This is a genomic window from Roseovarius sp. (assembly GCF_048262375.1).
GTDB lineage: Bacteria > Pseudomonadota > Alphaproteobacteria > Rhodobacterales > Rhodobacteraceae > Roseovarius.
The window spans coordinates 1-18,266 of sequence record NZ_JBLXFE010000036.1; the positions used below are offsets into that span (position 1 = coordinate 1).

An 18,266-nucleotide genomic window follows, 5' to 3' on the forward strand; every position below is an offset into this window, starting at 1 on the left:
CGGCGCTGTCGGGCATGCCCAGCACAAAGCGCATCGCCGCCGACATCAGCGAGCGGGCATTGCCCGGCCAATCCTGCGCCATCAGCGCCGCAAGGTGATCGGGGTTGATTTCGGGGGCGGTCAGGCCCGCCTGTTCGGCGGCCTGCGCCACATAGTGACGAAAGAGCACGGGGATATCTTCGGGGCGTTCCGAGAGGGCAGGGATGCGGACGCGCATGACCTCGAGCCTGTAGTAGAGATCGGCGTTGAAGCGGCCCGCGCGCGCGGCCTCTTCCAGATCGGCGGTGCTGCCTGCGATAAGCCGCGTGTCTGTGCCGGATTCCATCCGGTCCAGCAGGGCATATTGGCTATCCATCGGCAGGGCGGGGATTTCATCAAGAAAGAGCGTGCCGCCGCGCGCCTCTTGCAGCGAAATGTCGAGGGCAGAGGGATCGAGCCGGGCGGCGCTGCGTTTGACAAACGGGTCGCTCGCGCGGGGTGACATCAGGTGAATGACCTCGGCCACCTTGGACACGCCTGCGCCGGGGGGGCCGATCACCAGCACTTCGGTGCCTGCGCGTGCCGCCTGACGCACGGTCTGGCGCATGTCTTCGGCAATCCGCGAGGTGCCAAAGAGCATCCGTGCCGCCGGATCGCCGGTTTCCAACTGTGCCTTGAGGCGGCGATTTTCCAGCACCAGCGCGCGGTTTTTCATCGCCCGTTCCAGCACCGGGATCAGGGCCCCCGGCGCGCAGGGCTTTTCAAGAAAGTCAAATGCACCTTGGCCCATGGCCTTGACCGCCATTGGAATGTCGCCCTCGCCGGTGAGCAGGATGACGGGCAATTCATCATCAAGCGCACGGGTATGAGCCAAGAGGTGAAAGCCGTCGCGCCCCGGCATGCGGATGTCCGACAGGATGACACCTGCGAAATCGCGGCTGATATGGTCCTTGGCCTCGATGAAAGAGCCCGCAGCGCGGACTGAATACTCGGCCAGTTCCAGCGTCTGGCTCAGCGCCTCTCGGACGGGTTTGTCATCATCAACCACCAACACTTTGCGGATCATGCGGCACCTTTCTTGATCTGGCCTGGCTCTGTCCACGGGTCGAGCGCCACGGTGAATTCTGCCCCGCTTTCGGTATTGCGGCCGGTGATCTTGCCGCCAAAACTCTGGACAAGCCCGTAAGAGATCGACAGGCCAAGACCCATGCCTTCGCCGTCGCCAACGAGTTTTGTTGAGTAGAACGGATCAAATATCTTTTCGGGTTCCTGAATGCCGGGGCCGGTATCGCGCACCTGAAGGGTGACAGGGACCCCGGCGGAGAGGATGATTGAGAGGCGTTTTTCGGGGCTTTTGGCCATCGCGTCGGCGGCATTGGAAATGAGGTTCACCATGACCTGACCAAGCCGCACCTCGCCGCCGCGCACCCAGACCGGGGCGTTGGGAGCCTGCCAGTCGAGGGTGATGCCATCTTGGGCAAGGCGCGCGGTGGTCATCTCGAGGGCGGTGTTGATCACCTGTGCCATGTCGACCTGTCCCATCGGTTCGTTCTCGTTGCGCACAAAGGCGCGCAGGTTGCGGATGATGCGGCTCATGCGGTGGGCCATTTCGTCGATACGGGTGAGATTCTCGGCGGCTTTGTCGGGCGAGCCGCGTTGCAAAAACGCCCCGCCATTGGCCGCGAACTGGCGGATCGCCATAAGCGGCTGGTTGAGTTCATGGCTGATGCCTGCGCTCATCTTGCCAAGCGCGCTGAGCTTGCCCGCCTGCACGAGTTCGGCCTGTGCGCGTTTGAGCGCGGCCTCGGCCTCTTGGCGTTCATGGATTTCGTGACGCAGGGCAAGGTTGGTGCGGGTGAGAGTGGCGGTGCGCTCGGCCACGCGGCCTTCGAGTTGGGCATTGGCGCGCGCCAGTGTGCGGCGGCGTTCCTGTGCAAGATAGAGCAGCGCGCCGAAAAAGAGCAGCACCCCGGCCACGGCCCCGGCCTGAAGCCCTGCCAGCCGGCGGGCGGGGGCCACATCGACAAGCGCTGCTCCGGTCATGCCGATCCGGGGCAGGGTCTGGCTGACTTGCAGGGCGCGGCGCGGCAGGTAGGGGCCAAGGTCAATCTGCCAGATTTCATGACCGGCAACGAGATTGCGGGCAAAGGGGATGGGCGTGCCATTGGGTGGAATCAACACCGTGTCTTGCGGTACCTTGCGCCAGCCCAGCAGTTCTGAACGGTTTGACATGAAAACCCGGCCCAGATCATCGACCAGAAACACCGCGGTTTGCAGACCACGCCAGCCGAATTCGACATTCTCGGCATCGGCAAGCACGAAAAGCGCGCCGCGCACCTTGCCATCCGGGCCAAACGAGGGGGAGGCGAATTGGAAGAGCCGCTCAGAGCCGTCCGGGCTCATGGTGTGGGCGGTGCCAAGGGCACCATCCATCGCGCGCAGGAACGGGGCCGAGTTTGCCAGCCCTGCAGGCAGGCGTGCGCCGGTGCCAGCGAGAAGGTTGCCGGAGCTGTCCACATAATAAAGCGCTGTAGCCCCGGTGCGGTCGGCGGAAGCGGTCAACAGGCGCCGCGCCGCCGAGGCCTGATGCCGGACATCGGGGTGGTGGAGTGCGGTCAGCGTCGGATGATCCGCCAGCGCCACCGCCTGATCGCGGTAGCGTTGCAGGTCTGACACGAGCCCCCCCAGCACCAGTGCCATATCGGCACTACCGCGCCGTGACAGGTCGGTCAGCGCGGTACGATAGCCGTAGTGCCAGAGCGCGCCGGTGATTACGGCGACAGCCAGCAGAAACGGGGCTATAATCAGGGTGAAAGGCGACTTGGGCAACATGGCCCGTAATCTAGCAGCGCCCTGGCCCGCTTGGCCAGCGGCAAAGCCGTCCCGGCGCAGGCCGCTTGCGATGGAGAGAGTCAGGCATGTCCGGCCTCGGGTGAAAGCATCAGGGGCGAAACGCCCAGATGGGCAAGCGCCGCCTCCCATTTTGCAGGGTCGGGCGTGTCGAACACCAGTTTGAAATCGGCGTCACAGGTCAGCCAGCCATTTTCCGCCAGCTCCGCTTCGAGTTGCCCCGGACCCCATCCGGCATAGCCAAGTGCGAGAAGTGCGCGTTCGGGACCGTTGCCGCGGGCCAGATCCTCAAGAATGTCCAAGGTGGCGGTCATGGCGAAATCGTCATTCACATCGAGCGACGAGATGGCCGATGTATAGCCCCGGTCATGCAGTACGAAGCCGCGACCGTGTTCGACCGGACCGCCAAAATGCACGGGCCTGTTGCCGATCTGTTGGGAAGCTTGGATCGAGAGCTGTTCGAGCAGATCGCGCATCCTGAGATCCTGCGTCGGCTTGTTGATGATCAGTCCCATCGCCCCATCTGGAGAATGTGCGCACATAAGTACGACCGAGTGCGCAAAGCGTGGGTCGCCCATGCCGGGCATGGCAATGAGCAGTTTTCCGGTCAGATTCATATATTGCGGGGCTGGCGTCACGCGTGGCCTCTGTGCTGTCCTTCACAGAAAATGGGGGCAGTGGGCACGGGGCGCAAGGCGTCTCTTTGCCTATTCGCAAGAATTCTCTCTGGATTGTGAGTTGGCAATCGGCACAGAATGCCCCATGTCACCATCATGATCAAACATACGCTTGTCTTTCTTTTAGCAGTCATGTGGCTTGTGCTGCCGTCCGAACCGGCGCGGGCGCAGGACAATATGGTGTCGGTCAGCGTTCTGCCGGGATGGCAGATGGCCGATGGAAGCCATGTGGCGGCGCTGAAATTTACGCTGGCCGATGGCTGGAAAACCTATTGGCGTGCGCCCGGAGAGGCGGGGATTCCGCCGCAATTCGATTGGCGCGGCTCTGAAAACCTTGCCCGTGCAGAAATCGAATGGCCGACACCAAAGCAGACTGTGACCAATGGGATGCGCACCATTGGGTATGAACATGTTTTGGTTTTGCCATTGCGGTTGACGCCGGTGCGGGCCGGTCAGGCGATCACGCTGAGTGCCGATATGGAGATCGGTATTTGTAGCGATATCTGTGTGCCGATGGCTGTTTCTGTGTCGCAGCGCCTGAATGGGGCTGAACGCACGCCTGATCCGCAAATCGCGGCGGCGCTGGCCGCGCGGCCCTATACGCAGGTCGAAGCCGGCGTCGGACGGGTGGCGTGCAAGGTCTCGCCCATAGAGGGGGGGGTGCATCTGGTGGCAGAGGTCGATGTGCCCGCGATGGGATCGCAGGAAATGGTGGTGATTGAGACCGGCAATCCGTCGCTGTGGGTGACGCAGGCCGAAAGCCTGCGCAACGGCAATCGGCTGCGCGCTGAGGCCGAGATTTTCCACGCCGAGGGGCGCGGGTTCATGCTCGACCGGAGTGGGTTGCGTTTGACGATTCTGAGCAGTGGCGATGCGGTGGACATTCAGGGATGTCCGGCGGGTTAACCGGGCGGGTTAACCGTTTGTGCGGTGTGCTCTGGTGGTTGGGCAGACACCTGTCACAGAAGAACCCCGACGGGGGTGATTACACCGAGCGGGACCGCAGCGGCCTGCCATCGGGCAGCGAGATATTGGCCACCTGTTCCGCTATCGGGTCATTGACCAGCGGATGCGCCTGATCACGGAACTCTTCGGGGTCGCGCATTTTTTGCCAGCGGTTGCCGACATAGACCTCTAGCCCGGTAAAGCCAGCCTTGTATCCCATTTTGGGGCTGCCGGGCACCCAATAGCCCAAGTAAACATAGGGCAGATTGTTTTCACGCGCGATTTCGACATGGTCGAGGATCACATAGGTGCCGAGCGAATCCTTGTTGCGGTCGGGTTCGTAAAAGGAATACACCATGCTCACCCCGTCATCGAGAATATCCGTGAGGCATACCGCCGCCAGCGCGCCGGTTTCGGCCTCGGTATATTCCACAACTCGGGTGCGGATCGGGGTCTCCTCGACCATGGCGGCAAATTCGAATGTATCCATATCCGCCATGCCGCCGGTCGCGTGGCGGCTTTCGAGGTAGCGACGAAAGAGGGTGTATTGGTCCTCGGTCGCCCAAGGCGAGGTGGCGCGGCGGTTCAGGCCTTCGTTGCGGCGCAAGGTGCGCCGATGGCCCTTGGAGGCGGTGAATTCAGCGACGTTGATCCGCGCCGACAGACATGCAGCGCAATCGGCGCAGGACGGACGATAGAGCACGTTTTGCGAGCGGCGAAAGCCCTGTTTGGACAGCCCGTCATTGAGCCTCTGCGCACCTTCACCTTGGAGTGCGGTGAACAGCTTGCGCTCCATCCGGCCCAGCAGATAGGGGCAAGGCTGCGGCGCCGTCACATAAAATTGAGGCGCGATAGGAAGGGTGTGCCGCATGGTTTATCCGCTGTCTGTCCTTGGCAAACGATACCAACGATAATAAGCCCCGCCAAGAGGCTTGTCATCGCTGTCTCACATGGCCGCGCGACGGTTGATCGCGACGGTTCCGAGCACCCGGTCGGTTAGTCCTTGTGCGCGCTCATTCGTGAGCATCATCACGATGGAAATCACCTGAAGTAACGGCAGGGCAAAGGAAACTGTGAGCCCCAGTGTGTGCAAAAATGCCAAGGTGAGGTCAAAGCGTGCGCCGCCTGCGTCGCGAAATTCGATGGCTGTGAGGCGCATGCCCCAAGTGGCGGATCCGTTTGCGATGGTCACGACGCGGTAAGAAAAGCCCACTGCGGCCACAAGCAAAGGAAAGAAGAAAAGGCCGGTGAAGGCGGTGAAAGGCACGATCACGAGGCTGAGGCCGATGATGACGATCATATCGACGACAAAGGCGACGAGCCGCTTGACCGGCACATCGGCATAAAATTCCGGTTGTGTGTCAGGGTTGGGCAGGTGCCAGTTTGTGTCAGTCATTATCCGGCTTTGATCCTCTGTTGCGCCCTCAACGTTGGGGGTGAACCCTTGGTTTGCAAGGGGTCAGGCGGTGAATTCCCCCAGATCTGCGCCGCAAATTCGCAAGAGATCATGCGGGGCGATGCCAAAAAGGTGGCGCGGCGTTCCAGCGGCGGCCCAGACCTGCGGGAAGCTCAAAAGATGCGGATCAAAATAGGCGCGGGGCGGGGTCAGATGACCCACCGGCGAGACACCGCCGATGGCAAAGCCGGTTTGCGCGCGAATAAGGGCGGCGTCGGCCTTATCAAGAGGTTCGCCCGCCACGGCGGAGGCGCGGGCGTCGCAGACACGGTTGGCCCCGGAAGTGACAAAGAGCACAGCCGCGCCGCAATCTGCCCCGCGAAACATGATAGATTTGGCGATTTGAGCAATGTCACACCCCACAAGGTCGGCGGCCATTTGCGCGGTGGTGGCATTGCCTGTCTCGATCGGCGTGATATCCTGCCCTGCGGCATGCAGCGCGGCGATCACGCGCCTGAGGCTTTTGCTCATGTTTGTCCTCCGGTTTTTTAACAGTATTTCAGGCATGTGGGGCATTGACCAGCCTTGCGTGGCTTGTATCACTCAGACCATGAATTTTGCTGATCGCCTCACCCGCCTGCCACATGCCTATGATCCTGTCGAGGGAGAGGAGGCGCGTGCGGCCTTGCCCGATATTGGCGGGGCGCTGTCTGATCTGGTGGCCGGTGCGGGCGGGTGCAGCCCGTTTCTGAAATCGTTGATTGTGCAAGAGGCGGGATGGCTTCGGGGCGCGTTTGATGACCCGGAGGCGTCCTTGGCCGCGCTCTTTGCTGCGCTTGGGGACACGCCGGGCGACCGCCTGCCAAGTGCCCTGCGCGAAGGCAAACGGCGGGTGGCGCTCATCACCGGGCTGGCCGATCTTGGCGGCGTCTGGCCGCTGGAAGAGGTCACGGGGCATTTGACCGATTTTGCCGATCTGGCCTGCGATCTGGCGCTGAAAGCGGCGCTGGCGGCGGAGATCAGGCGCGGCAAATTGCCGGGCATGACCGAGGCGGATGTCGCCACGGGCGCGGGCATGGTGGTGCTGGCCATGGGCAAGATGGGCGCGCATGAGCTGAATTACAGCTCTGATATCGACCTGATTTGCCTCTTTGATGAAACGCGGCTGGCACGAGAGGATTTTCACGAGGCGCGCACCGCCTATGTGCGCGCCACGCGCAAGATGTCGTCCATGCTGAACGATCGCACCGCCGAGGGCTATGTGTTTCGCACCGATCTGCGGCTGCGGCCCGATTCGGGGGTGACGCCGGTCTGTATGGCGATGGCGGCGGCAGAGACCTATTATGAGAGTTTGGGGCGCACATGGGAGCGCGCGGCCTATATCAAGGCGCGGCCCTGCGCCGGGGATCTGGAGGCTGGCGCGCGGTTCCTGCGCACGCTCAAGCCCTTTGTCTGGCGCAAGCATCTGGATTTCACCGCCATTGAGGATGCCCATAACATGCGGCTGGCCATCCGCGAGCATAAGGGGTTGGGGGGCGCGCTCTGCCTTGAGGGGCATAACATGAAGCTGGGGCGCGGGGGTATTCGCGAGATCGAATTTTTCACCCAGACCCGACAATTGATCGCAGGTGGGCGCGATGCCGAGTTGCGGATGCGCGGCACGGTCGAGGGGCTGGCGCGGCTGTCGGCGAAAGGCTGGGTGCCTGAGGCGGCAGCCCTGGCCCTGACCGGGCATTACCGCTTTCACCGCGAAGTCGAGCACCGGGTGCAGATGCTGCGCGATGCGCAGACGCATCTGCTGCCCAATTCCCCGGAAGAGTTCGACCGGCTGGCGGCGTTCATGGGGCGTGACACCGGCGAGTTGCGTGCTGAAATCCGGGTGCGGCTGACCGAGGTTCATGACCTGATCGAGGGGTTCTTTAAGCCCGAAGAGGCACGCGGCACCTCTGATGCGGCAGAGGCGCTGGACGGCGAGGTGATCGCGCGTTGGCCAAGCTATCCGGCGCTGCGTTCGGCGCGGGCGGTCGAAATCTTTAAAAGATTGAAACCGGATATTCTGTCCCGGTTGGCGCGCACCGCACATCCCAACGAGGCGCTGTTGGCGTTTGACGGATTCATCGCCGGGCTGCCCGCCGGGGTTCAGGTGTTTGCCCTGTTCGAGGCCAATCCGCAATTGATTGATCTGTTGGTGGATATTGTGGGCACCGCCCCTGCGCTGGCCGCGCATCTGTCGCGCAACGCAGGGGTGTTCGATGCGGTGATCGCTGGCGATTTCTTTGCCGCATGGCCGGGACCTGAGACATTGAAAGCCGAGCTTTCGGCGCGTCTTGCGGCGGAAAGCGATTACGAGCGCGCCCTTGATGCCGCGCGCCGCTGGACCAAGGAATGGCATTTCCGTATCGGGGTGCATCATCTGCGCGGGTTGGTGGATGCGGATGCTGCTGCCGCGCAATATGCCGATCTGGCCGGGGCGGTGATTGGCAGTGTCTGGCCGCTCGTTGAGGCGCAATTTGCCGAGAAACATGGCGTGCCGCCGGGCCGGGGGGCGGTGGTTCTGGGGATGGGATCGTTGGGCGCGGCGCGGTTGAACGCGAGCTCTGATCTTGATCTGATTGTGATTTACGATGCCGGAGAGGCCGAAGCATCTGAAGGGCGCAGGCCATTGGCGGCGCGACCGTATTATGCGCGCCTGACGCAGGCAATGATCACGGCGCTGACCGCGCCGATGGCTGAGGGGCGGCTCTATGAGGTGGATATGCGGTTGCGGCCATCGGGCAATCAGGGCCCGGTGGCGACAAGTTGGCCGAGTTTCCAGAACTATCAGCAGGAGGAGGCCTGGACCTGGGAACATCTGGCGCTGACGCGGGCACGGGTGATCACGGGCGAGCCGGGGCTGGCGCAGGATGTCGAGGCGTTCCGGCAGCAGTTGATCCGCGCGAAAGCCGCGCCTGAAAATGTGCTGGAGGCGGTGGCGGAGATGCGGGCGCGGGTGGCGAGCGCCAAGGCCCCCGCCGGTCCATGGGATGCCAAGCTGGGTCGGGGGCGGCTCTTGGAGCTGGAGTTGATCGCGCAGGCAGGCAACCTGATGGCGGGACAGGGCGCGCGCGATGTGGCCTCCGGGTTGGAGGGCGGTGTCGCAATCGGCTGGCTGAGTGACGGGGATGGCGCAGCGCTTGGGCAGGCCTATGCGCTTTGCTGGCGCTTGCAGATGGTGGCGCGGCTGATCAGCGACAAGCCGCTCGATCCGGAGCATATGGGAGAGGGGGGCGCGGCATTCCTGCTGCGTGAGACCGGGCAAGAGGATCTGAGCATGCTACAAGACCGGCTGGAAGGGGTGTGCCATCGGGCCGCGTCGGTGATGGATGCGGCGCTGATGCGCCTGCCGAAAGGACGTTGAGCCATGGAGCGTGATCCGTTGGACCCCAAAGGGCTGATCCGCGAATCCTACCGGATCGAGGGCATTACCGAACCCGAATGCCGGTCGGTGTTTCTGGATTGGGCCTTGTCGCTGCCTGTTGGACAGGACGTGCAAGCCGCGATCTCGGAGATGACCGAGCGCTACGGAGCAGAGCATCCCGCGCATCCGATGACGCAGGTTCTGCGTGAGGGGCAAGCTAGCGCAGGCCCGGCGCGCAGGCGGGGCGGTTGGCGGTCGCGGCCACGTGATTCAGAGGGTCAGGTGTAAGAGCATTGTTTTCTTTGGATAAAAGACCGGATCGCGGTCATCTGACACTGTAAAACACCGAGTTTGTCTAAAATGCGCCCTAATTGGGGGTCATCCATGGGTTGCGTAACGAGGCACAGCCCATGGAGGAAGACATGAGCTATATGAAGTTTATCGCTGTGATGATGTTTGGATTTGGCTTGTCTGCCTGTGCCAATGTTGACACCGCAACCCGCAACGCCCTGCATGAAGAACCTGCGCTGCGCGCGGTGCCGGTGTCGTTTGATGTTCAGCAAATTCGGGTGAGCGTCCCAAAATCGCTCAAGGTCTCTGAGGCCAACCGCTATTACCCGATGGGTGACATTGTCTGGCGCGAGGATGCGCCCGGGGATCGGCGCGCGCAGGTCAAGGCAATCATGGAAAGCGGATTGGCGCGGGGCGTGGCCGGGCTTCAGCCGGGGCGGGTGCCTGTGGTGCTCGATGTCGAGGTGACGCGGTTTCATGCGCTGAGCGAAAAGGCGCGATATACCATCGGTGGCATGCATGCGGTCCATTTCAATCTGATCTATCGCAATCCCGTGACAGGCGAGGCATATTCTGCACCCAAGGCCGTCAGGGCCGATTTCAAGGCATTTGGCGGTCAGGCTGCGATTGCCGCTGAGCGGCGTGGCATTACGCAGAAGGTGCGGATTACTGAACGTCTGGCAAGCGTGATCCAAGCCGAATTGGCCTTGCCGCTGCGCCCCGAGAGCGACCAGATCTCGGCGCTGAGCGTCACCGAATAAATCTGATCTTTTCCACCGGCTGCAATCGGCGTAAGGGGACGGTATGACACCGTCCCCTTATCCTGTGATCCGCCTTCGTCCGAATGTTCAGCCCCGCGCCATCCGTCATGGCGCGCCTTGGGTGTTCGACAATGAAATCGTGACCGACCGGCGCACCAAGGCGCTCGCGGCAGGCACCATTGCCCTGTTGGAGGATGCCGAACGCGCGCCTCTGGGGCTGGTGGCGGTCAACATGGCCTCGAAGATCATGGCGCGGATGATGGAACGCGATGTGAGCGTTGCCATTGATCGCGGCTGGTTGGTGGCGCGGCTGCGCCGGGCGCATGAAATGCGCGCGCGGCTGCATGATGCGCCGTTCTACCGGCTGGTGCATGCCGAAGCGGATGGGTTGCCCGGGGTGGTGATCGACCGGTTTGACGATATTGCGGTCATCCAGCCGAATGCGGCTTGGGCTGAGGGAATGCTGTCCGATCTCGTGTCTGCGCTGCAGGAGGTTACGGGCGTGCGCACGGTGCTCAAGAATGCAGGGGGCCGGGCGCGTGGTCTGGAGGGGCTCGACGATGTGAGCGCCCTGCTGGCGGGCGAGGCCCCGACGGGCCCGGTGCCAGTGCCGATGAACGGGGCCATTTACATGGCCGATCTGCTGGGCGGACAGAAAACCGGGCTGTTTTACGATCAACGCCCCAATCATGCCTTTGCCGCGCGATTGGCGCGGGGCGCGCGGGTGTTGGATATGTTCAGCCATGTGGGGGGCTTTTCCCTCGCGGCCTTGGCGGCGGGGGCAGAGCATGCGCTGGCGGTGGACGGATCTGAGCCAGCCCTGACTCTGGCCGCAGATGGCGCGGCCCGGATGGGGGCGACAGAGCGGTTCACCACACGGCGCGGCGATGCATTTGACGTGATGGAAACGCTGGCCGGTGAGGGGGCCGTGTTTGATCTGGTGATTTGTGATCCGCCCGCCTTTGCCCCGACCAAGCAGGCGATGGAAAAGGGGTTGCGCGCCTATGAGCGGGTGGCGCGACTGGCCGCGCCGCTGGTGGCGCCGGGTGGATATCTGGTCTTGTGTTCCTGTTCGCATGCGGCGGATCTGAGCAAGTTCCGGTCGGCCTGTACGCGCGGTATTGGCCGGGCCGGGCGCATGGGACCGCTGATCCATACCGGGTTTGCCGGGCCGGATCATCCCTTGCATCCCAATCTGGCAGAATCAGGGTATCTCAAGGCGTTGTTCTATCGCCTATGAAGGTGCTGCTCGATACTTGCGTGATCTATCCGACGGTCATGCGCGAGATGATCCTGGGTGTGGCTGGGGCAGGGGCCTTTACCCCGCTCTGGTCCGAGCGGATCATTGGCGAATGGCGGCACACAGCGGCCAAGCTGGGCACAGAGGCCGAGATGCAGGCGTCCGGCGACGCGGCACTGATGGCGGCGCGATGGCCACAGGCGAGTGTGCGCTATGCGCCGTCGCTTGAGGCGCGGCTGTGGCTGCCGGACCCGGCGGATACGCATGTGCTGGCGGCAGCGATTGCCGGGTCGGCGGATGGCATTCTCACGCTGAACGCCCGTGATTTTCCCCGCAACATCCTAGCGGAAGAGGGGGTGTGGCGGGCGGATCCCGATGGCTTTCTGCATGGCATATGGCAGGCGCAACCGGCACTGGTGGCAAAGGTGGCCGAGGAGGTGCTGGAGAAGGCGCGCGCGCTGTCGACAGGCGATTGGGAGCTGCGCGCACTGTTGAAAAAGGCCAAGTTACCGCGTCTGGCCAAGGCGCTTGCGGCCTGATCCAAGCGGAGTCAGCGGACCAAGCTGCGCATGCCCTGATCGAGCCCTTCAAGGGTCATGGGCACCATGCGATCCTCGAAAATCTCACGGATCATCTGAATGGATTGCGTATAATCCCACTCGGCCCGCGGCACGGGGTTGATCCAGAGGTGATTTGGCCACTGCGCGCGCGCGCGGTTGAGCCAGACCTGCCCGGCTTCGGCGTTCCAATGTTCATTGGCCCCGCCGGGATAGGCGATTTCATAGGGGGACATACTGGCATCGCCCACGAAAATGCATTTGTAATCCGCGCCATAGGTGCGCAGCACCTCTTGGGTCGGGGTTTGCGCATTCCAACGGCGGGCATTGTCACGCCAGACGCCTTCATAGAGGCAATTGTGAAAATAGTAATACTCAAGGTGTTTGAATTCGGCGCGGGCGGCGCTGAACAATTCCTCTACCACCTTGATATGCGGGTCCATCGAGCCGCCAACGTCAAGAAAAAGCAGGACTTTGACCGCGTTGCGCCGCTCGGGGCGGGTTTTTACATCGAGATACCCATGTTCGGCGGTGGCGCGGATGGTGCCGTCGAGGTCGAGTTCATCGGCCGCCCCGTCGCGCGCCCATTTGCGCAGGCGTTTGAGGGCCACCTTGATGTTGCGGGTGCCGAGTTCGACCGAGTCATCGAGATTGCGGAATTCGCGCTTGTCCCAGACCTTGACCGCGCGGCGGTGGCGGCTTTGATCCTGGCCAATCCGCACGCCTTCGGGGTTGTAGCCATAGGCGCCAAAGGGCGAGGTGCCTGCGGTGCCGATCCATTTCGAGCCACCCTGATGGCGGCCCTGCTGTTCCTTGAGCCGTTCGCGCAGGGTTTCCATCAGCTTGTCAAAGCCACCAAGCGCCTCGATTTCGGCGCGCTCTTCGGCGGTCAGATGTTTTTCGGCCAGTTTTTGCAGCCATTCGGCAGGCAAATCGACCGCATCGAGCACGTCTTGGGCGCTGATCGCCTCGAGCCCGGAAAAGCTGGCGGAAAACGCCTGATCAAAGCGGTCAATGTGACGCTCGTCTTTGACCATGGCCGTGCGGGCGAGGTAATAGAACCCCTCAATGTCATAAGTGACAAGGCCACGGCCCACTGCCTCAAGAAAGGTCAGGTATTCGCGTAAAGAGACCGGCAGGCCTGCTTTTCTGAGGTTCTCGAAGAACGGCAGGAACATCGCGGATCAGAGCACGTTGCGGTGGATGATCAACGTCACAAACAGGCCCACGAGGGCGAAAATAAGCGCTAAAACAAAGGCGTATTGCAGGATATCCGCCAGCTTGCCCTTGCGTCGCCGCGCCATAAGTGCGCCGGTCAGCGCGCCCAGTATTGCCCCGATTATAACAATCATGCCTTACCCGTTTGGTCCTCTAAGCGGGCTGAGCGCGCCCACTTCGCGCAGTTTGGCACGCACGGCCCAATCCGCGCCGTACCCGTAGCGCGCCCAGCCCAGACTGTCCAGTCTGACGGCGCGTGCCTCTGCGACGCGGCCCGAAAGATCGAGCGCCTCGGCGCGCAGCATCATCAACGTCGCCAGAAGGGCCGCGTTCTCGGCGCGCTCGGCTGTGGCCAGATGCGGCCCAAGCAGCATGAGCGCCTCTTCGCCTTGACCCTGAGAGACCGCATAGGCGGCAAGCTGTGCGGCGGTAAAGGCGCGGTGCAATTCGGTGCCGGAGTTGCGATCATAGACCCGTTCGGCGGTGATAAACTGCGTCTTTGCGAAATCAGGATCGGAGGCTTGAGAGATGCGGCCGAGTGCGAAATGGCTGAAGGCAAGACGATGATCGCTCCAGCCCACGGTCTGTGCGATGCGCAGCGCGTCCATGGCGGCGGCGCGGCGCTCTTTTGGGCGGGCACCCGGCCCGAGCGCTGTCTGGATGGCATCGATCCACGCGCGGGGCGTAGAGCTGGCGTAGCGCGGCGCTATGGCGTCGCCACCGGGATTGAGCCGCGACAGGATGTTGGGAAGCCGCTCTTCGACCTCCCGGCGGGTCATGCCCGCGCGCAGTTCGGGGGCGTAGAAGGCCCGCAACACCAGCATATCGAAGCCGGTCAGTACGGCATGCACATTATCATCGTTAAACACGCTGTCGGAAAGGCGATAGAGGTCATTGAGCGGTCCAAGCGCCTGTGCCAGTTCCTCATGCAGGCAGTCGCGCATCTCTTGCGGGCTGGTGTCATTTGGCACGAAGATGGCAATTCTTTCACGCCGTTTGATCAGGCTCCAGTCTGAAACGCGGGAATTGCGGGCTGCGCGATATTGCGACAGGCGGGTGATGTTGGGGACGACGAAACAGGCGGCCTTGGGCAGGCTGCGCTGGATTGCGTCGCGGCTGACGGCCTCGATTGTAATGTTTGCCGGGCCTTCGGTGACGCGGGAAATGTTGAGCCCCGCCTCGGTTTGCAGGCGATGCAAAAGGCGATTGAGGTCCGACATCAGGGTAACTGTCGGCGCGCCGGTGACCCGCACCGTGATCGGCCCCTCAAAGCGCGAGAAGTTTTGCAGCATCCGACCCGATTCAAGCTGAAAGCCAAGATCGAGAATATCGCGCTGAATATCGCGGTTTGAGCGTTGCGGTGGTATGGGGCGTGGTGCGGAAAACATCTTCATGGGGGGCATGCCAGCCTCTTGTGGCATAGCGGCTCGCGTGGCGGGTTCGTTATAGCTGTAAGTGCCGGGGGCACAGGCCCCGAGCATCAGGCAAAGTGGCAATATAATGCGACGCATAAGGCCCCCGTATCGCTTTTGGTCACCACAGAAACCAACATCGGCACGACGTGGGTCCAATTGCCGACGGAGGCTGACAGACCAAAGCGCGGTTGTCGTTTTGGCAAACCGCGCCCTTTCTCTGCCACGGCCTTTGCCGGGTCGGGCGTAGAATTCCTGTTTATCCTGTTCCGCGTAAGGAGCATTTGCGGAAACATTGTGACATTTGCCGAGTGACGCGAAGAGGGGGGCAGGCCAGAGTTCGTATGTTTGTGAAACAAAGACCATTGGCCTGCGATTCCTTTAGCGCTGACGTCTTGCCATGAAGGCAAGGCGTTCAAAGAGATGGACGTCCTGTTCGTTTTTGAGCAGGGCGCCGTGAAGTTTGGGCAGAGCATCAGCCCCGTCGCGGCGCAGATCCTCTGGCGACAGATCCTCGGCCAGGATCAGTTTGAGCCAGTCCAGCACCTCGGACGTTGAAGGTTTCTTCTTGAGTCCCGGCTGATCGCGGACCTCGAAGAACTGGGTGAGGGCGGTCGAGAGCAGCGCGTCCTTGATGCCGGGATGATGCACTTCGACGATGCGGCGCAGGGTCTCTGGATCGGGAAAGCGGATATAGTGAAAGAAGCAGCGGCGCAGAAAGGCGTCAGGCAGTTCTTTTTCGTTGTTGGATGTGATGATGATCACCGGGCGATGGCGGGCGCGGATCGTCTCTCCGGTCTCGTAGACATGGAATTCCATCCGGTCGAGTTCCTGCAAAAGGTCATTGGGGAATTCGATGTCGGCCTTATCGACTTCGTCGATGAGCAGCACCACTTTTTCATCCGAGGCAAAGGCCTCCCATAACTTGCCGCGCTTGATGTAATTGGCCACATCATGCACGCGTGCGTCGCCCAGTTGGCTGTCACGCAGGCGGCTGACGGCGTCATATTCATAGAGGCCCTGTTGCGCCTTGGTGGTGGACTTGATGTTCCACTCGATCAGCCGCAACCCGAGGGCATCGGCCACCTGTCGGGCCAGTTCGGTCTTGCCTGTTCCGGGTTCGCCCTTGACCAGAAGGGGGCGCTCCAGCGTGACTGCGGCGTTGACCGCGACCGTCAGGTCGTCGGTGGCGACATAGGCATCGGTGCCTTTGAATTTCATCGGTTTTTTAATCCTCTTGCGGTGCAGCGACACTGTGTTCAGCCGCAAACTAGACCGTTCGACAATTCACATCAATGCCGCGTGATTGCCTAGTGACAATCCGTGGTGCGGGGTGTAGATCACCGCGCAAGGGGCGCCGATTGTCTGAGGAGTTCATTATGCCAGACACTGGCCTTGATGAGGGGATCGAGATGAAAGCAGAAGTGTTTCTGCCCGAGGATTACCAGCCTGCCGAGGATGAGCCGTTTATGAATGCGCGGCAACTCGAGTACTTCCGGCGCAAGCTGATTGCGTGGCGGTTGGAGCTGCTAGAGGGCAGCCGGGAAACGATTGAAGGGTTGCAGGACGGGACGCGGGCGATTCCGGATGTTGCGGATCGCGCCAGCGAGGAAACCGATCGTGCGTTGGAGTTGCGGACACGTGACCGTCAGCGCAAGCTGGTGACCAAGATCGAGGCGGCGCTGCGCCGGATCGAGGATGGTGAATTCGGCTATTGCGAGATGACTGGCGAGCCGATCAGCCTGAAACGGCTGGACGCGCGGCCGATCGCCACCATGACGCTTGAGGCGCAAGAACGCCATGAGCGACGCGAGAAAGTGCATCGCGACGATTGAGTGACGCGGCTTTAGCCAGTGAAATTTGTACGAAATGGCGCGCCGGGACTTTCATCCCGGCGCGTTTCGTATCAAAGGATGCGCATGACACTGGATGGGCTGAACATAGCGGTTATTGGGGCTGGAATTGGCGGGTTGGCTGTGGCGCGCGCGCTCTGCCTGCACGGTGCCGATGTAACATTGCTGGAGCAAGCCCCGGAAATCACCGAAGTGGGAGCCGGTCTTCAGATAAGCCCGAACGGGTTTGCGGTATTGCGCGCGCTTGGGGTGGGAGATGCGCTGCGCGCGCGTTCGGTGCAGGCGCAGGCGGTCAGTTTGCGGGATTACCGGCGGGGTGAGGTGCTGCGGCTGGATCTGAGCACGCTGGAGGACCGGGATTATCATTTCATCCACCGGGCAGATCTGATTGAGATTCTGGCCACTGGCGCCCGCGAGGCTGGGGTCAAGCTGCGCCTGATGCAAAAGGTGTCAGCCGTCGAGGGCGGCGCGCGGCCCGTGGTTCGGATGGCGAACGGATCGAGCTTTGATGCGGATCTGGTGATCGGGGCGGATGGGTTGCATTCGGTGGTGCGGCGGGTGCTGAACGGCACGCTGGCGCCGTTCTTTACCCGGCAGGTGGCGTGGCGGGCGGTGGTTCCAAATCACCGGGGGCGCGGTCCCGAGGCGCAGGTGCATATGGGGCCGATGCGCCATGTGGTGAGTTATCCCTTGCGGGGCGGAACGTTGCTCAATCTGGTAGCGGTGCAGGAACGGGCGGCCTGGACCGAAGAAAGCTGGAGCCAGCGGGATGACCCGATGGCGTTGCGGGCGGCGTTTGGCGATTTTGGGCCGGACGTGCAGGCGATGCTGGCGGCGGTCGAGGAGGTGCATCTCTGGGGCCTGTTCCGGCATCCGGTGGCGCGGGTCTGGCAGCGCGACGGATTGGCACTCTTGGGGGATGCGGCGCATCCCACCTTGCCCTTCATGGCGCAGGGCGCGTCAATGGCGCTAGAGGATGTCTGGGTGCTGGTTGATGCGCTGAGCGGCGCAACCGGGCTGGCTGAGGGGCTGGCGGCCTATCAGGCGCGGCGCGAAGCGCGGGTGCGGCGCGTGGTCGAGGCGGCCAATCGCAACGCGTGGAAGTATCACCTGAGCTTTCCACCGCTCAGATGGGCGGCGCATGCGGCGTTGCGGGCCGGTGGCGCATTTGCCCCTGACCGGATGATGCGGCAGTTTGAGTGGCTATATGGGCATGATGTGACCCTCAAGGCGGGATGAGGACGGCCCTCGGCCCTGATATCACAGTTCATGAGCTGGGGATCCACATTCCTTTAAGGCCAACCGCGCCTGTCAGGCGTCGAGTTCCACCCATAAAGGCACATGGTCCGAGGGTTTGTCGCGACCGCGAATATCCTTGTCGATGCCGCAATCCGTCATGAGATCGGCCGCCTGTGGGCTGAGCAGAAAGTGATCGATGCGGATACCGTCGTTCTTGTTCCACGCCCCGGCCTGATAGTCCCAGAAGGTGTAATGCCCAGGCCCCTGCACCCGCGCGCGGAACGCCTCGGTGAAGCCAAGGTTGAGAATACGGCGAAAGGCGGCGCGGCTCTCGGGGCGGGCCAGGGCATCCTCGCGCCAAGCCTCGGGGCGGGCGGCATCCTCGTCTTGGGGGATGATGTTGTAATCGCCGCCCATCAGGACCGGCTCTTCGGTGGCCAGAAGATCGCGG

General features: G+C 62.4%; 19 protein-coding genes. 8 read left to right on the forward strand and 11 right to left on the reverse strand.

Annotated elements, in window-relative coordinates; translation table 11 throughout:
- From ACN0SW_RS19090 to ACN0SW_RS19100, 3 genes are all read right to left on the reverse strand, one after another.
- Positions 1-1,045: sigma-54-dependent transcriptional regulator (locus tag ACN0SW_RS19090; protein ID WP_417729505.1), on the reverse strand; the 1,045-nt coding region annotated here is incomplete at its 3' end.
- Positions 1,042-2,811, reverse strand: a complete 1,770-nt coding sequence (locus ACN0SW_RS19095; protein WP_417729506.1) for a sensor histidine kinase — start codon at positions 2,809-2,811, stop codon at positions 1,042-1,044. The genes ACN0SW_RS19090 and ACN0SW_RS19095, both read right to left, overlap by 4 nt.
- Positions 2,812-2,891: 80 nt before the next feature.
- Complete coding sequence (locus ACN0SW_RS19100) at positions 2,892-3,446, reverse strand: YqgE/AlgH family protein (protein ID WP_417729523.1); 555 nt, start codon at positions 3,444-3,446, stop codon at positions 2,892-2,894.
- A 156-nt stretch (positions 3,447-3,602) separates the two neighbouring features.
- On the opposite strand from ACN0SW_RS19100, the gene ACN0SW_RS19105 reads away from it, so the two are divergent.
- Complete coding sequence (locus ACN0SW_RS19105) at positions 3,603-4,412, forward strand: protein-disulfide reductase DsbD domain-containing protein (protein WP_417729507.1); 810 nt, start codon at positions 3,603-3,605, stop codon at positions 4,410-4,412.
- 79 nt (positions 4,413-4,491) lie between these two features.
- On the opposite strand, the gene ACN0SW_RS19110 is transcribed toward ACN0SW_RS19105, so the two are convergent.
- The 3 genes from ACN0SW_RS19110 to ACN0SW_RS19120 all read right to left on the reverse strand — a co-directional run bounded on the left by ACN0SW_RS19110 (position 4,492) and on the right by ACN0SW_RS19120 (position 6,378).
- The gene (locus tag ACN0SW_RS19110) at positions 4,492-5,322 is read right to left on the reverse strand and encodes an arginyltransferase (protein WP_417729508.1); all 831 of its coding nucleotides are present in this window, start codon (positions 5,320-5,322) and stop codon (positions 4,492-4,494) included.
- A 75-nt stretch (positions 5,323-5,397) separates the two neighbouring features.
- Positions 5,398-5,847, reverse strand: coding sequence for an RDD family protein (locus tag ACN0SW_RS19115; RefSeq protein WP_417729509.1), 450 nt, complete (start codon positions 5,845-5,847; stop codon positions 5,398-5,400).
- A 63-nt stretch (positions 5,848-5,910) separates the two neighbouring features.
- Positions 5,911-6,378 carry a YbaK/EbsC family protein gene (locus tag ACN0SW_RS19120; RefSeq protein ID WP_417729510.1) on the reverse strand — a complete coding sequence of 156 codons (468 nt, stop codon included), beginning with the start codon at positions 6,376-6,378 and terminating at the stop codon, positions 5,911-5,913.
- A 79-nt stretch (positions 6,379-6,457) separates the two neighbouring features.
- Here ACN0SW_RS19120 and ACN0SW_RS19125 point away from each other — a divergent pair, with 79 nt between their 5' ends.
- The 5 genes from ACN0SW_RS19125 to ACN0SW_RS19145 all read left to right on the forward strand — a co-directional run bounded on the left by ACN0SW_RS19125 (position 6,458) and on the right by ACN0SW_RS19145 (position 12,075).
- The gene (locus tag ACN0SW_RS19125; protein ID WP_417729511.1) at positions 6,458-9,244 is read left to right on the forward strand and encodes a glutamine-synthetase adenylyltransferase; all 2,787 of its coding nucleotides are present in this window, start codon (positions 6,458-6,460) and stop codon (positions 9,242-9,244) included.
- Between the two features lie 3 nt (positions 9,245-9,247).
- Positions 9,248-9,532, forward strand: coding sequence for a hypothetical protein (locus tag ACN0SW_RS19130; protein ID WP_417729512.1), 285 nt, complete (start codon positions 9,248-9,250; stop codon positions 9,530-9,532).
- A gap of 134 nt (positions 9,533-9,666) precedes the next feature.
- Complete coding sequence (locus tag ACN0SW_RS19135) at positions 9,667-10,296, forward strand: DUF6778 family protein (RefSeq protein ID WP_417729513.1); 630 nt, start codon at positions 9,667-9,669, stop codon at positions 10,294-10,296.
- A gap of 43 nt (positions 10,297-10,339) precedes the next feature.
- Positions 10,340-11,536 (forward strand): RSP_2647 family RNA methyltransferase, encoded by a 1,197-nt coding sequence (locus ACN0SW_RS19140; protein WP_417729514.1) that lies wholly within the window; start codon positions 10,340-10,342, stop codon positions 11,534-11,536.
- Positions 11,533-12,075 (forward strand): RSP_2648 family PIN domain-containing protein, encoded by a 543-nt coding sequence (locus ACN0SW_RS19145; protein WP_417729515.1) that lies wholly within the window; start codon positions 11,533-11,535, stop codon positions 12,073-12,075. Before ACN0SW_RS19140 ends, ACN0SW_RS19145 begins: the two co-directional genes overlap by 4 nt.
- 11 nt (positions 12,076-12,086) lie before the next feature.
- Here ACN0SW_RS19145 and ACN0SW_RS19150 read toward each other — a convergent pair whose 3' ends face one another.
- The 4 genes from ACN0SW_RS19150 to ACN0SW_RS19165 all read right to left on the reverse strand — a co-directional run bounded on the left by ACN0SW_RS19150 (position 12,087) and on the right by ACN0SW_RS19165 (position 15,944).
- Positions 12,087-13,271 (reverse strand): vWA domain-containing protein, encoded by a 1,185-nt coding sequence (locus ACN0SW_RS19150; protein ID WP_417729516.1) that lies wholly within the window; start codon positions 13,269-13,271, stop codon positions 12,087-12,089.
- Between the two features lie 6 nt (positions 13,272-13,277).
- Positions 13,278-13,445, reverse strand: a complete 168-nt coding sequence (locus ACN0SW_RS19155; RefSeq protein WP_417729517.1) for a hypothetical protein — start codon at positions 13,443-13,445, stop codon at positions 13,278-13,280.
- A 3-nt stretch (positions 13,446-13,448) separates the two neighbouring features.
- Positions 13,449-14,822, reverse strand: a complete 1,374-nt coding sequence (locus ACN0SW_RS19160) for a DUF2927 domain-containing protein (RefSeq protein WP_417729518.1) — start codon at positions 14,820-14,822, stop codon at positions 13,449-13,451.
- A 282-nt stretch (positions 14,823-15,104) separates the two neighbouring features.
- The gene (locus ACN0SW_RS19165) at positions 15,105-15,944 is read right to left on the reverse strand and encodes an AAA family ATPase (protein ID WP_417729519.1); all 840 of its coding nucleotides are present in this window, start codon (positions 15,942-15,944) and stop codon (positions 15,105-15,107) included.
- 158 nt (positions 15,945-16,102) lie between these two features.
- On the opposite strand from ACN0SW_RS19165, the gene dksA reads away from it, so the two are divergent.
- Together dksA and ACN0SW_RS19175 are read left to right on the forward strand one after the other, a co-directional pair.
- Positions 16,103-16,558, forward strand: coding sequence for an RNA polymerase-binding protein DksA (dksA, locus tag ACN0SW_RS19170; RefSeq protein WP_417729520.1), 456 nt, complete (start codon positions 16,103-16,105; stop codon positions 16,556-16,558).
- Between the two features lie 84 nt (positions 16,559-16,642).
- Positions 16,643-17,815, forward strand: coding sequence for an FAD-dependent monooxygenase (locus ACN0SW_RS19175; RefSeq protein WP_417729521.1), 1,173 nt, complete (start codon positions 16,643-16,645; stop codon positions 17,813-17,815).
- 72 nt (positions 17,816-17,887) lie between these two features.
- Here ACN0SW_RS19175 and ACN0SW_RS19180 read toward each other — a convergent pair.
- A partial coding sequence (locus ACN0SW_RS19180; RefSeq protein ID WP_417729522.1) for an exodeoxyribonuclease III occupies positions 17,888-18,266 on the reverse strand: 379 nt, incomplete at its 5' end.

What these genes read in the sequence shown, in the direction of transcription:
- ACN0SW_RS19095 (WP_417729506.1), bottom strand. Translation starts at nt 2,811, where the DNA reads ATGTTGCCCAAGTCGCCTTTCACCCTGATTATAGCCCCGTTTCTGCTG.
- ACN0SW_RS19100 (WP_417729523.1), bottom strand. Translation starts at nt 3,446, where the DNA reads ATGAATCTGACCGGAAAACTGCTCATTGCCATGCCCGGCATGGGCGAC.
- ACN0SW_RS19105 (WP_417729507.1), top strand. Translation starts at nt 3,603, where the DNA reads ATGATCAAACATACGCTTGTCTTTCTTTTAGCAGTCATGTGGCTTGTG.
- ACN0SW_RS19110 (WP_417729508.1), bottom strand. Translation starts at nt 5,322, where the DNA reads ATGCGGCACACCCTTCCTATCGCGCCTCAATTTTATGTGACGGCGCCG.
- ACN0SW_RS19115 (WP_417729509.1), bottom strand. Translation starts at nt 5,847, where the DNA reads ATGACTGACACAAACTGGCACCTGCCCAACCCTGACACACAACCGGAA.
- ACN0SW_RS19120 (WP_417729510.1), bottom strand. Translation starts at nt 6,378, where the DNA reads ATGAGCAAAAGCCTCAGGCGCGTGATCGCCGCGCTGCATGCCGCAGGG.
- ACN0SW_RS19125 (WP_417729511.1), top strand. Translation starts at nt 6,458, where the DNA reads ATGAATTTTGCTGATCGCCTCACCCGCCTGCCACATGCCTATGATCCT.
- ACN0SW_RS19130 (WP_417729512.1), top strand. Translation starts at nt 9,248, where the DNA reads ATGGAGCGTGATCCGTTGGACCCCAAAGGGCTGATCCGCGAATCCTAC.
- ACN0SW_RS19135 (WP_417729513.1), top strand. Translation starts at nt 9,667, where the DNA reads ATGAGCTATATGAAGTTTATCGCTGTGATGATGTTTGGATTTGGCTTG.
- ACN0SW_RS19140 (WP_417729514.1), top strand. Translation starts at nt 10,340, where the DNA reads ATGACACCGTCCCCTTATCCTGTGATCCGCCTTCGTCCGAATGTTCAG.
- ACN0SW_RS19145 (WP_417729515.1), top strand. Translation starts at nt 11,533, where the DNA reads ATGAAGGTGCTGCTCGATACTTGCGTGATCTATCCGACGGTCATGCGC.
- ACN0SW_RS19150 (WP_417729516.1), bottom strand. Translation starts at nt 13,271, where the DNA reads ATGTTCCTGCCGTTCTTCGAGAACCTCAGAAAAGCAGGCCTGCCGGTC.
- ACN0SW_RS19155 (WP_417729517.1), bottom strand. Translation starts at nt 13,445, where the DNA reads ATGATTGTTATAATCGGGGCAATACTGGGCGCGCTGACCGGCGCACTT.
- ACN0SW_RS19160 (WP_417729518.1), bottom strand. Translation starts at nt 14,822, where the DNA reads ATGCGTCGCATTATATTGCCACTTTGCCTGATGCTCGGGGCCTGTGCC.
- ACN0SW_RS19165 (WP_417729519.1), bottom strand. Translation starts at nt 15,944, where the DNA reads ATGAAATTCAAAGGCACCGATGCCTATGTCGCCACCGACGACCTGACG.
- dksA (WP_417729520.1), top strand. Translation starts at nt 16,103, where the DNA reads ATGCCAGACACTGGCCTTGATGAGGGGATCGAGATGAAAGCAGAAGTG.
- ACN0SW_RS19175 (WP_417729521.1), top strand. Translation starts at nt 16,643, where the DNA reads ATGACACTGGATGGGCTGAACATAGCGGTTATTGGGGCTGGAATTGGC.